The 14,636-nt window shown below is 58.3% G+C and carries 14 protein-coding genes and 2 pseudogenes; 10 read left to right on the forward strand and 6 right to left on the reverse strand.

The window, feature by feature from the left end; translation table 11 throughout:
• Together L9Z73_RS03740 and L9Z73_RS03745 are read right to left on the reverse strand one after the other, a co-directional pair.
• A partial coding sequence (locus tag L9Z73_RS03740; RefSeq protein ID WP_247396490.1) for a class II aldolase/adducin family protein occupies positions 1 to 569 on the reverse strand: 569 nt, incomplete at its 3' end.
• On the reverse strand, positions 569 to 1,879 hold the full coding sequence (locus L9Z73_RS03745) for an MFS transporter (RefSeq protein WP_247396494.1): 1,311 nt from the start codon (positions 1,877 to 1,879) through the stop codon (positions 569 to 571). The genes L9Z73_RS03740 and L9Z73_RS03745, both read right to left, overlap by 1 nt.
• A gap of 160 nt (positions 1,880 to 2,039) precedes the next feature.
• On the opposite strand from L9Z73_RS03745, the gene L9Z73_RS03750 reads away from it, so the two are divergent.
• Entirely contained in the window at positions 2,040 to 3,014 is a 975-nt protein-coding gene (locus L9Z73_RS03750) for a LysR family transcriptional regulator (protein ID WP_430624273.1), read from the forward strand.
• A 165-nt stretch (positions 3,015 to 3,179) separates the two neighbouring features.
• Here the strand turns inward: L9Z73_RS03750 and L9Z73_RS03755 are convergent.
• Together L9Z73_RS03755 and ppk2 are read right to left on the reverse strand one after the other, a co-directional pair.
• Positions 3,180 to 3,305, reverse strand: a pseudogene (locus tag L9Z73_RS03755) (ATP-binding protein); the annotation flags it as partial.
• Positions 3,306 to 3,556: 251 nt separating this feature from the next.
• Positions 3,557 to 4,474 carry a polyphosphate kinase 2 gene (ppk2, locus tag L9Z73_RS03760; RefSeq protein WP_247396498.1) on the reverse strand — a complete coding sequence of 306 codons (918 nt, stop codon included), beginning with the start codon at positions 4,472 to 4,474 and terminating at the stop codon, positions 3,557 to 3,559.
• Positions 4,475 to 4,658: 184 nt separating this feature from the next.
• Between ppk2 and pstS the strand changes: the two genes are divergently transcribed.
• From pstS to L9Z73_RS03790, 6 genes are all read left to right on the forward strand, one after another.
• Positions 4,659 to 5,687 carry a phosphate ABC transporter substrate-binding protein PstS gene (pstS, locus tag L9Z73_RS03765; protein WP_247396502.1) on the forward strand — a complete coding sequence of 343 codons (1,029 nt, stop codon included), beginning with the start codon at positions 4,659 to 4,661 and terminating at the stop codon, positions 5,685 to 5,687.
• 73 nt (positions 5,688 to 5,760) lie between these two features.
• Complete coding sequence (pstC, locus tag L9Z73_RS03770) at positions 5,761 to 6,726, forward strand: phosphate ABC transporter permease subunit PstC (protein WP_247396503.1); 966 nt, start codon at positions 5,761 to 5,763, stop codon at positions 6,724 to 6,726.
• Positions 6,723 to 7,640, forward strand: a complete 918-nt coding sequence (pstA, locus tag L9Z73_RS03775) for a phosphate ABC transporter permease PstA (RefSeq protein WP_247396505.1) — start codon at positions 6,723 to 6,725, stop codon at positions 7,638 to 7,640. Before pstC ends, pstA begins: the two co-directional genes overlap by 4 nt.
• Positions 7,641 to 7,716: 76 nt before the next feature.
• Entirely contained in the window at positions 7,717 to 8,478 is a 762-nt protein-coding gene (gene pstB / locus L9Z73_RS03780) for a phosphate ABC transporter ATP-binding protein PstB (protein ID WP_244652093.1), read from the forward strand.
• Between the two features lie 104 nt (positions 8,479 to 8,582).
• The gene (locus L9Z73_RS03785) at positions 8,583 to 9,281 is read left to right on the forward strand and encodes a hypothetical protein (protein WP_247396508.1); all 699 of its coding nucleotides are present in this window, start codon (positions 8,583 to 8,585) and stop codon (positions 9,279 to 9,281) included.
• Positions 9,281 to 9,871 carry a hypothetical protein gene (locus tag L9Z73_RS03790; RefSeq protein ID WP_247396511.1) on the forward strand — a complete coding sequence of 197 codons (591 nt, stop codon included), beginning with the start codon at positions 9,281 to 9,283 and terminating at the stop codon, positions 9,869 to 9,871. The genes L9Z73_RS03785 and L9Z73_RS03790 overlap by 1 nt, the downstream gene beginning before the upstream one ends.
• A gap of 316 nt (positions 9,872 to 10,187) precedes the next feature.
• Here L9Z73_RS03790 and L9Z73_RS03800 read toward each other — a convergent pair whose 3' ends face one another.
• Complete coding sequence (locus L9Z73_RS03800) at positions 10,188 to 10,643, reverse strand: VOC family protein (RefSeq protein ID WP_247396514.1); 456 nt, start codon at positions 10,641 to 10,643, stop codon at positions 10,188 to 10,190.
• A gap of 56 nt (positions 10,644 to 10,699) precedes the next feature.
• Positions 10,700 to 12,091, reverse strand: a complete 1,392-nt coding sequence (locus L9Z73_RS03805) for an NAD-dependent succinate-semialdehyde dehydrogenase (RefSeq protein ID WP_247396517.1) — start codon at positions 12,089 to 12,091, stop codon at positions 10,700 to 10,702.
• Positions 12,092 to 12,466: 375 nt separating this feature from the next.
• On the opposite strand from L9Z73_RS03805, the gene adhP reads away from it, so the two are divergent.
• From adhP to L9Z73_RS03820, 3 genes and pseudogenes are all read left to right on the forward strand, one after another.
• Positions 12,467 to 13,477, forward strand: a complete 1,011-nt coding sequence (gene adhP / locus L9Z73_RS03810; RefSeq protein ID WP_247396520.1) for an alcohol dehydrogenase AdhP — start codon at positions 12,467 to 12,469, stop codon at positions 13,475 to 13,477.
• A 103-nt stretch (positions 13,478 to 13,580) separates the two neighbouring features.
• A pseudogene (locus L9Z73_RS03815) lies at positions 13,581 to 13,769 on the forward strand (transposase); the annotation flags it as partial.
• A gap of 102 nt (positions 13,770 to 13,871) precedes the next feature.
• Positions 13,872 to 14,633 (forward strand): SDR family NAD(P)-dependent oxidoreductase, encoded by a 762-nt coding sequence (locus L9Z73_RS03820; protein WP_247396524.1) that lies wholly within the window; start codon positions 13,872 to 13,874, stop codon positions 14,631 to 14,633.
• Positions 14,634 to 14,636: the final 3 nt, after the last annotated feature.

Here is a 14,636-nt window from a genome sequence, read left to right on the forward strand (position 1 = left end):
TCCAGGAAGTAGATCTCGTGGAACGCCGCCGCCACGCTGCCACCGGCCGCGAGCAGGCCGTGGTTCCGCAGGATCATCGCTTTGTGCGAGCCCAGGTCGGCCACCAGTCGCTCGCGCTCCTGCATCGACAGCGCGATGCCTTCGTAGGTGTGATACGCCAGGTTGCCGTAGAACTTCAGGGCGTGCTGGGTCAGCGGCAACAGCCCGTCACGCTGCGCGGCCACCGCCATACCGGCAGCGGTATGGGTGTGGATGATGCAATGCAGGTCCGGGCGAGCTTCATGAATTGCCGAATGGATGATGAACCCGGCCGCATTCACGTGCCCACCGCGCTGACCGTCGACCACCTTACCCTGGAGGTCTATCAGGACCAAGTCACTGGCGCGCATTTTCTCGAACGCCACGCCGTAGCGATTGATCAGGAAATGCCGCTGCGGCCCGGGCACACGCAGGGTGATATGAGTGTCGATCAGGTCGGTCATACGGTAGTACGCGACTAGGCGATACAGTGCGGCCAACTCGCAGCGCGACTGCCACTCGATTTGCGACATAGCGCTTGGCTTACTCATTAAACAACTCCTTGGGAAAGGCGCAGCCCGACCGCCTTGGCATTGACGCCACGCAAATAAGCCAGGCCCAGCACGCCGATCAACGACATCAGGGCCAGCCCGCTGAAGAAGATTGCCAGCGGCCACCACTGACCGGCGAAGTGACCCGCCAGGAAGGTGCCGATCAGCGGCGTTAGGCCGCCGCTCACGCCGCTGCCCAGTTGATAGGCAATCGAGATGCCCGAGTAACGCACCCGCGCCTGGAAGGCTTCAGCCATGTAGCCGGCGATCACCGCGTACAGCGCTGCCAGCAGTATCACCGCCAGGGCAATCCCTGCGGTCATGTAGAACAGATTGCCGGTCTGCACCAGCAGGAACATCGGGTACGGCACCAAGATGCACAGCGACGCCACCCATTTGAGAAAGCGCCCCTCTCCCAGGCGCTCGGCCAACAGCGCAGAACAGGGTTGGGATAGAAATTGCAGGACGGTGACCACGAACAGACAATCGAGGATCGTGGTCTTGGCGATGCCCTGGTACTGGGTGACGTAGGTGATCATGAAGGTGTTGGTGAAGAAGAAACCGCCCGAGCCGATGGTCACCGCCAGGGCCGCGAACAGAATGCTTTTCCAGTCCTTGCGGATAACCTCCAGCACCGGGTTTTCGGATGTCTGGCCGCTGTCCTTGACCTCGGCAAACTCCGGCGACTCAGGCACCCCGAAACGAATCGCCAGGCCGACCATCATCAGCACGCCGCTCATCAGGAACGGAATACGCCAGCCCCAGCTCATCAGCGCGTCCTGCTCCATTTCACTGATGCAGCGGAACGCGATCAGCGCCAGCAGCAGGCCCGCCGGGCTGCCCCACTGGGCGAACGAGGCGAAGAACATCTTGCGGCCCTTGGGCGCGTGCTCACTGGCCATCAGCACCGCACCGCCCCACTCGCCACCGACCGAAATCCCTTGCAGCAAACGCAGAACCACCAGGCCGATGGGGGCCCAGATACCCGCCTGGGCATAAGTGGGTAACAGACCGATGCAGGTAGTCGCCAACCCCATCAGCACGATGGTCACCAGCAACATTTTCTTGCGCCCCAGGCGGTCGCCAAGATGGCCGAAGACCATGCCGGCGAACGGGCGGGCAATAAAGCCGACCGCGAAGCTGCCGAACGCCGCCATGGTGCTGAGCATCGGGTTTTCACTGGGGAAGAACAGCTGGCCGAGGACCAGCGCTGCCGCGAAGGCGTAGATGTAGAAGTCGTAGAATTCGATGGTGGTGCCGATAAAGGCCGCTGCCGCGGCACGTCGCGGACTTGAGGTAGTGCTCGTCATCTGTAGCTCCTGGGCGTCATTGTTATAAGCAGGAGAAAATGTGTGTCGTGCGCAGGCACAACGTTCGCACTCTGGCGGTGCGTTGCTGGATCTTGCGCCAGCCCCTATGCTAGGAAAAGCTTCTAATCTAAATACTCAAGTATAAGCCCCGGGAATAATGATGAACCCTATCTGCCCTTCGTTACGCGATCCCGATGCCAAGCGCTTTCTCAACGATCGCCTGGACTGGAATCTGTTGCGCACCTTCCTGGTAATCGGCCAGGAAGGCAGCATCAGCCGGGCCGCCGCGCGCCTGCACTTGAGCCAACCCGCCATCAGCCAGGCCCTGCGGCGCCTTGAAGAACAACTCGATAGCGCGTTGGTCGTGCGCCGTGGGCCGCGTATCAGCCTGTCCAGGGCCGGCGAAGAAGTGATGCAGATCGCCGCCGACCTGTACGGCACGGTCTCGCGTCTGGGCCCAGCCCTGGATTCACCCGCCGAGACGGTGGTGGGCAAGATCCGCCTGCTGACCATCAGCCGTATCCAATCACGCTGCTACGATGAGTTCCTCGCGCAATTTCACCTTGAATACCCGCAGGTGGAATTCGAGGTCGATGTGCTGCGCAGCTCGGACGTGGCCAGCGCACTGCTGCAAAAAACCGCCTCGTTCGGCCTGGGCCTGTGCCGCACTCCGCAGCCCAAGCTTGAACAGCGGGTGTTGCTGCAGCAGCGCTATGCGTTTTTCTGCGGCAAGCGGCACCGGCTGTTCGGTCGCAAGAACCTGACCCTGGGGGATTTGCAGAGCGAAAACTTCGTCAGTTTTACCAGCGACCAGATCGGCGGCAATCTGTCACCGCTCACGGTGTTTCGTGATCAGCAAGGGTTCACCGGGCGCATTATTGCCTCTTCTCCGAGTCTGGATGAAATCCGCCGGCTGGTGGGCGCTGGTTATGGCATTGGTTGCCTGCCGGAACATATCGTCGCGGCTGATGTGCTGGCTGAAGAAGTCTGGCGCTTGCCGCCATGGGAGGGAGTCATTGACGTGAATGTCTACCTGCTCTGGAACCGTGAACAGAAACTGACCCAGGCCGAGTCGGTGTTTCTGGAGAGGTTCGAGCAGATGCTCATGACCACGGATCTGGCTGAGCGATTCTAGGCTCAGCACGAAATCCCGAGAAAAAACGAGCTGCTCTTCATATCGACAATCTATTGGTCAGCTTTCTTTTCCTTCAAGGTCCCTGCGCGCAGTTTCTGCGCCATCCGAACACTAAACCCACCAACATCCGGACACCCATTCAACGCTGATTCGAACGGGCGGTCGGATCGCATTTCCCAAGATCGGATTGCCGATCAACGCATGCCATTTGTCCATCGACATCTGGCTGGTGACCAGCGTCGAGCGGTTGCCGTAACTGTCGTCCAGCAGTTCAAGTAAGTCGCGCCGCTGAGCCTGCTGGTCAAGTCCGATGCAAATAGCTGGTCAGATCGAATGCAAATGGGCGGTCAAGTCAGTGCAATTACCCATTTGGCCGATTTCTGCCCGTCTCCACCGTCGGCTTCGGGTCGTTCTCTCCCGATCATGCCCACGAATCGTGCTGGTCAAATCCGATGCAAATGACTGGTCAGGTCGATTGCAAATGGGTGGGCAAGTCCGTGCAATTACCCACCCAGGCACAGAGCGCTTCAGTGCGGCCTGTATTAATAAACCTGAGGCACGATGAGTTCCGGTGGTGTCGGACTGCGGGAATAGTCCTCCTGTCTGACGCGTTGCGGCAGTTCGATCACCGGTAGCTCCACTTCTTCATAGGGCATCTGCCCGAGCAGGTGATTGATGCAGTTGAGCCTGGCTTTCTTCTTGTCATCGGCTTGCACCACCCACCACGGCGCTTCTGCGATGTGGGTGCGTTCGAGCATGATTTCCTTGGCCTTTGTATACGCTTCCCAGCGCCGCCGAGACTCGAGGTCCATGGGGCTGAGCTTCCATTGCTTGAGTGGGTCGTGAATGCGACTGAGAAAGCGCAGATGCTGTTCCTGGTCGGAAATCGAGAACCAATACTTGATCAGTTGGATGCCGGAGCGGGCGAGCATGCGCTCGAACTCGGGTACGGTGCGGAAGAACTCTTCGTACTGATCTTCGTCGCAAAAACCCATGACTTGTTCGACGCCTGCGCGGTTGTACCAACTGCGGTCGAACAGCACGATTTCACCGGCTGCCGGCAGGTGTGAAACATAGCGTTGGAAGTACCATTGCGTCCGTTCACGGTCGTTGGGGGCGGGCAGGGCGGCGACGCGACAGACCCGGGGGTTGAGCCGTTGGGTAATACGCTTGATCACACCGCCTTTGCCGGCGGCGTCGCGCCCTTCGAACAGGATGACGACTTTGGCGCCAGTCTTGACAACCCAGCTTTGCAGCTTCACCAGTTCGCCTTGCAGGCGGAACAGTTCACTGAAGTAAATCCTTCTGGCGGCCTTCTCGCTGCCTTCCTCTACCTGTTCATCAAACAGGGCGTTCAGGTCGTGCCCGTCTTCGGATAATTCCAGTTCCAGCTCTTCGTCACTGTGATCAAGCAGCTCACGGTGGATGCGCTGTATCAAGGCGTCTTCTGTGGAGAGCATGGGCGGAACTCGCGTCGTGGGGATGGCAAAGTCTTAGTCGAAATTTGTTACGAGGCAATTACAACAAAATATGTCGCTGCCTCGGCAAAAGGCGAAAAGAGTGCTGTTTGCCATTCATTGTTCATAAAAACGTAACAAGGCTGCTGCAGAGTTCGGTAGCCCGTAATCACAAGGATTCTCCTGAATGAAACGTCTGATGAAGTCTGCTGCACTCGCCGTTGCGGTTTCTCTTAGTGCCACCTCGGTATTTGCTGCCGAGAATGTTCGTCTGACCGGTTCCGGCGCCAGTTTTCCTGCACCGATCTACCTCACCTGGTTCAAGGATTTCAGCAAGAAAACCGCAGATGTCACTGTGGATTATCAATCCAAGGGCAGCGGCGCGGGTGTGCAAGATTTCCTGAATAAAACCGTGGATTTCGCGGCCAGCGACTCGGCCATGAAAGACGAAGATATCGCCAAGGTTGCCGAGGGCGTGCAGTTGCTGCCGATGACGGCGGGTGAAATCGTGCTGGCCTATAACCTGCCAGGCAATCCCAAGGGCCTGAAGCTGCCGCGCGATGTCTATTCCAACATCTTCCTGGGCAAGATCACCAAGTGGAACGATCCGCAGATCGTCGCCGCCAACCCTGGCCTGAAGCTGACCGATACGCCGATCACCGTGGTGGTGCGTGCCGACTCCAGCGGTACCACTGCGGTATTCACCAAGCACCTGTCAGCGATCAACCCGGAATTCCAGAAGGCGCTGGGTGAAGGCAACACCGTCAACTGGCCAGCCAGTGACAAATTCATCAAATCGCCCAAGAACGATGGTGTGACCGCCACGGTTCGCCAGACCCCGGGCGCTATCGGCTACATCGAATACGGCTTCGCCAAGTTGGCCAAGGTTGACTTCGCCCAGTTGCAGAACAAGGCCGGTCATTACGTTGTGCCGAACGCCGAAAGCGGTGCCGAAGCGCTGGCCGCGGTGAATATGCCGAAAAGCCTGGTGGCCTGGTTGCCGGACCCGGACGGTGCCAAGTCCTACCCGATCACTTCCTACACCTGGATGATCTTCCGTAAGGACAACGGTAACCCGGCCAAGGCCAAGGCCATGCGTGAAATGGTCGAGTACAGCCTGACCGAAGGGCAGAAAATTGCCGACTCGATGGGTTACATCCCGCTGCCACAGTCGGTTGTCGATCAGGTTCGCAAAGCGTCCGCCAACATCCAGTAACGCTCATGAGGCCTCTTTCGGTGTGCGCGCTCAGCCATGCCGAGAGAGTTTCCCCCTGCTCCGGAATTAGCCAATGAACACACCTTTTGTCGTACCGGTTAACCCGGATTCTGCCTGCCAGCCGCCCTCTAAGAAGGATTTGCTGGTTGATCGCACCTTCCGTGCGCTTGCGCGAATAGGGGGGATTTTGATTCTGGCGTTGGTCTTCGCCTTGGTCTTCGAGGTAGGACGCAAGGCCCTTCCAGGCATGGAAAAGCACGGTTTTGACGTGATTTTCGGCAGCGTCTGGGACGTTAACCAAGGCAAGTACGGCATTCTGCCGGCTATTTGGGGCACGCTTTACAGCGCCCTGATCGCGTTGCTGATCGCAGGTTTTTTCGGCGTCAGCATGGCGATTTTCCTAACACAGGATTTCCTGCCTGCGAGATTGGCAGCCGTCTTTCGCACCATTGTCGAATTGCTCGCGGCCATCCCCAGCGTCGTCTATGGCCTGTGGGGGATTTATGTGGTGATCCCGGCGATTCGCCCGCTCACGGCGTGGTTGAACAGCGAACTGGGTTGGATTCCTTTCTTCGGCACGTCCTTGAGCGGGCCGGGCCTACTCCCTGCGGCGCTGGTCCTGGCCATCATGATTTTGCCGACCATTGCCGCCGTTTCGCAGGACGCGCTTACCAGTGTACCGATGAAAACCAAGCAGGCCGCCTACGGCATGGGGACCACCCATTGGGAAGCGATTCTCAAAGTGATGGTGCCGTCCGCCGCTACTGGCATTTTCGGCTCCTTGGTCCTCGGCCTGGGCCGCGCGCTGGGTGAAACCATGGCGCTGGCCATGCTGGTGGGTAACGCGAACAACATTTCGCTTTCTCTGTTTGCCCCTGCCAATACGCTGGCCGCCTTGTTGGCGCTGAACTTCCCTGAAGCTGGGCCCAACGAGATCGAGGTTTTGATGTACGCCGCACTGGTGCTGATGTTAATCACACTGGTGGTGAACATCCTCGGCTCCATGATCATGCTTTACGCCCAGCGGGGTACCAAATGATGAATGACCTCACTTCTCCTGCAAGCAGTTTGCGCTCGCCGGTGGGCGTCTTACCCAGCCTGCAGCGCAAGTTCGAAGGCCGCGCCCTGCGCAGTCTGGTGTTGACCACGCTGGTCTGGGCCGGCGCGCTGCTGGCCAGCGTGCCGCTGATTTCCGTGCTCTATATGCTGATCACTCGCGGCGGCGCGCGCCTGAGCCTGGAGGTATTCACCGAGTTGCCGCCTGCCGGTTTCGAGACGGGCGGCGGTTTTGGCAACGCGATGGCAGGCACCTTCGTGATGGTCGGTATCGCGGCCGCGATCGCGGTACCGGTCGGCATCATGGCCGCCATCTTTCTGGCTGAACTGGGCCCCGACAGCAAGCTGGCAAGCGCCGCGCGTTTTGCCGCCAAGATGCTCACGGGCCTGCCTTCCATTCTTGCCGGCGTGTTTGCCTACGCCCTGGTGGTCATGACCACCGGTACCTACTCGGCACCGGCCGGTGGCGTGGCATTGGCGGTACTGATGCTGCCCATCGTGGTGCTGACGGCTGAAGAGTCGATGCGGATGGTGCCTAAGATCATGAAGGACGCGGCCTACGGCATGGGCTGCACCCGCTCGCAGGTTATCTGGAAAATCATCTTGCCTACCGGCATGCCGGCGATCCTTACGGGCGTGATGTTGGCTGTGGCACGTGCCGCTGGCGAAACCGCACCGTTGTTGTTTACTGCGCTGTTCAGCAACTACTGGATCTACCACGACGGCAGCCTGGCGGTGATGAATCCGACAGCATCGCTTGCCGTACTGATTTACAACTTCTCCGGCATGCCCTTCGACAACCAGCTCGAACTCGCGTGGGCGGCTTCGCTGGTGCTGGTAATGATCGTGCTGGTCGTGAACGTTGTCAGCCGTATTTTCGGCAAGCCCAAGTACTGAAAACGGGAGCATCTGAATTTTGAACGTATCAACTGCGCAAATAGCCGCTCCGTTTGTCACGCAGACACCTGTGGTCATGGACTGCAAGCTTGACAAGATTTTCTATGGCAACTTCATGGCTGTGCGTGACAGCCATGTGCCAATTGAAAAGAACAAGATCACCGGGTTTATCGGTCCTTCCGGCTGCGGAAAAAGTACCGTGTTGCGTAGCCTCAATCGCATGAATGACCTGGTCAAGGGCTTTCGTTTTGAGGGGCATGTGCATTTCCTTGGGCAGGACGTTTATGGGAAGGGCGTCGATCCCGTGGTCGTGCGCCGCTATATCGGCATGGTGTTTCAACAGCCCAACCCGTTCTCGATGAGCATCTTCGACAACGTTGCTTTTGGTCTGCGTCTCAATCGGTACAAGGGAGACCTGGGCGACCGCGTAAAGCACGCCCTGCAAGGTGCTGCGTTGTGGGATGAGGTCAAGGACAAGCTCAAGGTCAGCGGCCTGTCCCTCTCGGGCGGTCAGCAGCAACGGTTGTGCATCGCCCGGGCCATTGCGACCGAGCCGGAAGTGCTGTTGCTGGATGAGCCGTGTTCGGCACTCGACCCGATCGCTACCCGTCGGGTCGAGGAGTTGATGGTCGAGTTGAAGAAGGACTACACCATCGCCCTGGTTACCCACAACATGCAACAGGCCATCCGTGTGGCTGACACGACAGCCTTCTTCTCGGTGGATATCTCCCAGGGCACGCGCACGGGTTATCTGGTGGAGATGGGTTCCACTGCGCAGATTTTCGAAAACCCGCGAGAACAGATGACTGGCGATTACATCAGCGGCAAATTCAGCTAGGCAGCACACGCCTGATCAAGACCGCATGCCGCCAACGCTGATAAAACGGCCTTGGCCGGCCCCGGTTGTTTTGCTTTGTTATCTACTGTTTCTCAGGAACGCCAATGCCTGCAATGCGTCGTCTTGATTTACCCGCGATTGAACGCGCACTGCGTAAGGTGCAGGGCCGCTTTGCCGAGCTCAGCCGGCACTTTACCGAACAGCGCGACCCCTTGACCGACGAGGTGTTGCAGAATGTGCTTGAAGGCTATGCGCTGATTGATGACTATGTCGCGCGGGGCGTCGATCTGTTCGACCTCCAGCAACTGAACCTGATGCTGGAGATCAATGCCACCGTTCTGTGTGGCCGAGACCCGGCACGCCGGTTGGAATACGCTGAACACTTGGCAGCTACCGAGGAACACTTCTTCAACAATGTTGAGGGGGGAATAAAGGACTTGTACAACTGGTATTGCGCCTATCGTAGCGAGTCGGTGTGGAAGCGCGCGGCCGGTGTGTATGTCCGCATCCTCAGCAAGCCGCAATTGTTCATTGAAGGTAACAACCGCAGCGGGTCGCTTATAGTCAGTTATTTGCTCATGCGTGCAGGCTTGCCACCCTTCGTGCTGACCCTGGAAAACGCCGAGGGCTACTTCAACCCCTCATCGGTGATACGCAACTCTGCCAAGCATGGTGTAAAGGCCTTGTACGAATTGCCCAAGATCAAGAAAAAGTATGCAGCCTTCCTGGAAGAACAAGCACCTGATCCAGAGGCGTTTTTTCTGAGCAAGACACCATCGCCCGTCTCCCAGGGGGACCACTGATGAGCCGGTATCCAGTCCTGGCGACATGTCGTGTTTTTAGCGCGCGGGCGTGGCGGGCCACCAAGACTTGTCTGCCGATACCACTCACCAGGCGCCAGCGCATCCGTATTTCGTTTGATATCGATGACACCTTGGCTTGTCAACTCCACCACAGTGCCGTTGAACACAGCCGCCTGCCTGCCTGTGTCCACCGCTGGCTGGGTGAGCCGTTGCGCATGGGCACACGCTCCCTGACCCGCGAGCTACGGCGCCAGGGCTGCAGTATCTGGGTATACACCTCGTCCGGCCGGGCTCCGTCCTACATCAGGCGCTGGTTGTTGTTGTACGGCATCCGCGTCGACGGCGTGGTCAACAGCGTGCTGCACAGCCGCGCCTTGACCGCGCATGGACTGTTGAACTCGCCCTCGAAATTTCCGCCAGCATTTGATATCGACTTGCATGTCGATGATTCCGAGGGCGTGCGGCTTGAAGGACATGATCACGGCTTTCGTGTTGTTGTCGTGAAGCCAGAGGATGAGAGCTGGGCGCTGAGGGTCCTGGATGCCGTCGCTGAAGTGCAGGCGCAACTGGCCTGGCAGCGACCGCAATAAGCGCAAACCGGCTCGCATCACGTCGCTGGCATTTTGATAACGACCGAACTGAGCCAGGTTCTGGATAGCCTGTTCCTGGTCAGGGGGCATAACATTTCGCGTCGACATGATTGGCTCAAGCCTTGGGCAATCATGTTCTTTCGAGCATTGGAAGATCCTGCCGTTTTGCCCGCCAGCACACCGTTGGGATTTGTATTCGACGAACTGCGCATTGGCGTGGGTGTTGCGCCGTCAGCTTGGCCAAGCTGTGTTTTATGTGTGCGGCGTTCTCGCCAATCGAGTTAAGCGAGTTGCGCACTGAACAAACCTTGGGCAGTTATTTCTGGTGATCACTTCTTCGTGATTTGCCGAGCAAGCGCCGCTTTTGTTTTTCCAGGAAAAACATCACCTCGAGCTTCAGATCATCGGGGTCGAGGAAATAAACGGAATAGTAGCCCTCGCCATAATCCGGATAATCAGCGGGTGCGTCGACAATCGTAATTCCCTGATCCAGCAGAAACGCGTAGAGCGCATCGACGTCCTCACGCGCGCCCAGCTCGAACGCATAGTGGTGATAGCCCACATCGCCGGTCCGGTGCTTATGTTTGCGACCCTGGGCATCGGCTTCGGTGATCCAGAACAGGGTTTCGCCGTTGGTCCAGCCAATAACCCGGTCGAACTCCCACTCGATGGTGAATCCCAGGAAACCGAGTACCTGATCATAGAACGCCCTGGAGCGTTCCAGATCACTGACACGAATGGCCAAGTGATCGATCCCGATGACGTTCACCATGTCAGGTCTCCTCGATTTCGGTTTCGGTTTCTAGGGACAAAGAGCGCTGTTGAAACTCAGAACGGTGCGTCGATATCGACCACGACAATCAGCTTGTGGTTGACGAACTCCTTGAGCCCGAGACCGATCAGCTCGCGGCCGTACCCCGAGCGGCGCACGCCACCGAAAGGCAGATCGGCTTCGACCTTGGTCGGGTGGTTGACGAACACCATCCCCGTGGAGATTTTCTTCGCGACTTCTGCGCCATGCGCCGTATCCCGGGTGAACACCGAGCCGCCGAGACCGAACGGCGAGTCGTTGGCGATGCGTACTGCATCGTCTTCATCCTTGGCGCGGAACACCATGGACACCGGGCCAAAGAACTCCCAGTAGCGAGCGGGGTTGTCCTCGGCGACATCGGTCAGGATCGTCGGCTGCACGAATGCCCCATCGACAGGCACGGGTGGCCCAACTTCTTCGGCCTTGGCGCCGAGCTTCACGGCGTCGAGGATTTTTTGCTTGACCTCATTGGCGGCGCTTTGCGAGGAGAGCGGCGCCAGGGTCGTCTTCGCATCGAAGGGATCGCCGGCGACCAATTCCGCGACGCCCTTGCGATAGAGCGCGAGGAAGTCGTCATAGACCGCATCGACCACGATCATGCGCTTGGAGGACACACAGACCTGCCCGGCATTCCAATGCCGGCCGAACACCGCCCATTGGCTGGTTTTCGCCAGGTCCGCGTCAGCCAGCACGACGAAGGCGTCGGCGCCGCCGAGTTCCAGGGTGGACTTTTTCAGTGCTTTGCCCGCTTGTGACGCAACCACCGCGCCGGCGCCTTCCGAGCCGGTCAAGGCGACGCCCTGCACGCGGGCATCGTTGATGATCAGCTCGATCTGCGAACGCGTGGCGTACAGATTACGGAAGGCGCCATCAGGCAGACCGGCATCCTTCATCAATTTTTGAAAGCGCGCCGCGCTTTGCGGCACATTCGCTGCGTGTTTCAGCAGCACGGTATTCCCGGCAGAAAGCTGCGGCGCCAGAATGCGGGCGATCTGGTAATAAGGGAAATTCCACGGCTCAATCGCCAGCAGCACGCCGAGCGGTTCGCACACGAGCACCGCCTCACCCTCGGCAGGGTCGAGAACCGGGAGTTTCTGCGGCTTGAGCAGGGTTTCGGCATTGCGCACGTAGTATTCGAAGATTTTTGCCGACAACTCGACCTCGGCTTTCGCCTCGGCAAACAGCTTGCCCATCTCCAGCGTCAGTACCTTGGCAAAGGCGTCGCTGTCCTTGCGCAGGATATCGGCGGCATTCTGCAAGATGCGTGTGCGCTCGGCGAAAGGCGTGTCCTTCCAGGCCAGGAAGGCCTCATGGGCCTTGGCGATGGCTGCTGTGACCTCTGCATCGGTCGCGTCGGGAAAGGTCTGCAGTGTCTCGCCGGTATAGGGGTTGATCGTTGCATATGCCATGTAAAAGCTACTCCAGAACCGTTTCGACTAATGGGCCAACCCGCCGCTGAGTGCATGTGCCGGGACTGATGAAGGTACACGAGGAACGGGTTTCAAGCATGGAGCCAAAGGTCGCATGTCCATAGACACACGACATGCAGGGGAATTCACTTGACTTCAAGGGCTGCGACGACCATCACTAAAAGATGCGTGTCGCTCTGCCGATCAGCGTCGCCAGTTGTCCGCCGTCAGCGGTGGCGAGCATTGCACCAGACCTCGGACTGCTTGAGCGGTTGGGGCTTCGGATGACGCTTATGGCAATTGGCTGCTGTGATCCTTTGTTACTTGTTGGACCTACTGCAACGCAAGCTCACTCACGGATACAAGGAGATAAGTATGAAAGCTGCTGTTGTTGCCCAAGGGCAACGCGTGAACGTGACCGAAAAAATATTACGGCCTCTGGAACATGGTGAGGCTCTCCTCAAAATGCAGTGCTGCGGGGTCTGCCATACTGACCTGCACGTCAAGAACGGTGATTTCGGTGATAAAACCGGGGTGATCCTTGGCCATGAAGGCATCGGTATCGTGCAGGCGGTAGGACCCGGCGTCACTTCGCTGAAGCCCGGTGATCGTGCCAGCGTAGCGTGGTTCTTCCAAGGCTGCGGGCACTGTGAATACTGCAACAGCGGCAACGAGACACTCTGCCGCGACGTCAAAAACTCCGGTTATACCGTGGATGGCGCAATGGCCGAAGAGTGCATTGTCGTCGCCGACTACTCAGTGAAAGTGCCTGATGGGCTTGATTCTGCGGCGGCGAGCAGCGTGACCTGTGCTGGCGTCACGACGTATAAAGCCGTCAAGGTTTCCAATATTCGCCCGGGGCAATGGATTGCGATCTACGGGCTGGGCGGCCTGGGGAATCTGGCGTTGCAGTATGCAAAAAATGTCTTCAACGCCCGGGTTATTGCCGTGGACATCAACGATGATCAACTGCAGTTCGCCAGGGAAATGGGCGCCGATCTGGTCATCAACTCTCGCAACGAGGATGCCGCAAAAGTTATCCAGGAGAAGGTCGGCGGAGCTCACGCGGCTGTCGTGACGGCCGTCGCCAAAGTCGCGTTCAACTCTGCGGTGGATGCCCTGCGTGCCGGTGGACGCTTGGTCGCAGTCGGCCTTCCGCCTGAAGCCATGAGCCTCAATATTCCTCGGTTGGTGCTTGACGGGATCGAGGTGGTTGGCTCGCTGGTCGGCACTCGACAAGACCTCGTTGAAGCCTTCGAGTTTGCCGCGCAAGGCAAGGTGGTGCCGAAGGTAACATTGCGTCCGATCGAAGATATCAATCAGATTTTCGATGAAATGCAGCAGGGCAAAATCAAAGGCCGCATGGTGATTGATTTGAGTCATTAACGGGTCATTGGCAGCCGCTTAGGCGGCTGCCAATGCCAATGTAGTGGTCTAATGAAACCGGACACCCATTTAGGCGAGAATGCTCGCCAGATCGAGGTGTCAGATGAGCAAACAATGCCGCTCCTTTACGGCTGAATTCAAACGCGAGGCCGCCGACCTCGTGCTCAAGCAAAGCTGCCGCTACATCGAAGCCAGCCGCTCACTCGGCATTGGTGAGTCAGCGCTGCGCCGCTGGGTTGACCAGGTTCAGAAAGGGCGCCAAGGCGTCACGCCGCAGAGCAAGACGCCAACCTGATTTGAAAATGGATACCTGCCTATCGTGACCGCCTGATGCCGACGTTGCCCGCTGGGTGCTACGGTGATGGTTTTCTAGCAACCCATTCGAGATGTCCCTATGAAACCCAATCCGACAATCGATAACGTATTACGCGTCGCGTTGGTTACAGGGTCCACTTCCGGTATCGGCGCAGCCATTGCACGTGCACTAAGCCGGGCAGGCTATGCAGTGGTGCTCCATTCGCGAAACTCTGCGGATACGGGACGCGCTATGGTTGCCGAGATGAAGCAGGCTATTTACGTGCAAGCTGATCTTGCTTTCGAAGCTGACAGGGTCAGGCTCGTTAACGAGGCGATCGCCGCGTGGGGGCAGCTCGACGTATTGGTCAATAACGCCGGTATGAGCAGAGTCATTCCGCACGGCGACCTTGCCTCGGCCAACTCGACGGTGTGGCACGAACTTAACGAGGTTAATGTCGTGGCGCCGTTCCACCTCGTCGCATTGGCCGAGTCGGCATTGCGCGATGCCGCCCGTTACCGTCGAGCAGGTTGCGTCGTAAACATCAGTTCGCATGCCGGTATCCGTCCTAAGGGCGCATCGATTCCCTATGCGGTAAGCAAAGCTGCGCTTAATCACATGACCCGCTTGCTCGCGGTATCGCTTGGGCCAGACATTCGCGTAAACGCTGTGGCGCCTGGCTTGGTCGACACGCCTCTGACCGCAGAGTGGACAGAGGCCCAAGAGTTGTGGCGAACTCGCGCACCTATGCGCAGGGCCGCTAGCCCAGACGACATCGCAAAAGCTGTTGTAATGCTGGTCGAGTCGGACTACTTAACCGGCGAGATACTCCTCTCAGACGGCGGGTTGAATCTGACCTAGGTT

This window comes from Pseudomonas emilianonis (assembly GCF_023072625.1).
Taxonomy (GTDB): Bacteria; Pseudomonadota; Gammaproteobacteria; order Pseudomonadales; family Pseudomonadaceae; genus Aquipseudomonas; species Aquipseudomonas paraveronii.

Bases quoted from the DNA above. Each gene is read 5' to 3' on its own strand.
- L9Z73_RS03745 (WP_247396494.1), bottom strand. From the start codon at position 1,879: ATGACGAGCACTACCTCAAGTCCGCGACGTGCCGCGGCAGCGGCCTTT.
- L9Z73_RS03750 (WP_430624273.1), top strand. From the start codon at position 2,040: ATGAACCCTATCTGCCCTTCGTTACGCGATCCCGATGCCAAGCGCTTT.
- ppk2 (WP_247396498.1), bottom strand. From the start codon at position 4,474: ATGCTCTCCACAGAAGACGCCTTGATACAGCGCATCCACCGTGAGCTG.
- pstS (WP_247396502.1), top strand. From the start codon at position 4,659: ATGAAACGTCTGATGAAGTCTGCTGCACTCGCCGTTGCGGTTTCTCTT.
- pstC (WP_247396503.1), top strand. From the start codon at position 5,761: ATGAACACACCTTTTGTCGTACCGGTTAACCCGGATTCTGCCTGCCAG.
- pstA (WP_247396505.1), top strand. From the start codon at position 6,723: ATGATGAATGACCTCACTTCTCCTGCAAGCAGTTTGCGCTCGCCGGTG.
- pstB (WP_244652093.1), top strand. From the start codon at position 7,717: ATGGACTGCAAGCTTGACAAGATTTTCTATGGCAACTTCATGGCTGTG.
- L9Z73_RS03785 (WP_247396508.1), top strand. From the start codon at position 8,583: ATGCCTGCAATGCGTCGTCTTGATTTACCCGCGATTGAACGCGCACTG.
- L9Z73_RS03790 (WP_247396511.1), top strand. From the start codon at position 9,281: ATGAGCCGGTATCCAGTCCTGGCGACATGTCGTGTTTTTAGCGCGCGG.
- L9Z73_RS03800 (WP_247396514.1), bottom strand. From the start codon at position 10,643: ATGGTGAACGTCATCGGGATCGATCACTTGGCCATTCGTGTCAGTGAT.
- L9Z73_RS03805 (WP_247396517.1), bottom strand. From the start codon at position 12,091: ATGGCATATGCAACGATCAACCCCTATACCGGCGAGACACTGCAGACC.
- adhP (WP_247396520.1), top strand. From the start codon at position 12,467: ATGAAAGCTGCTGTTGTTGCCCAAGGGCAACGCGTGAACGTGACCGAA.
- L9Z73_RS03820 (WP_247396524.1), top strand. From the start codon at position 13,872: ATGAAACCCAATCCGACAATCGATAACGTATTACGCGTCGCGTTGGTT.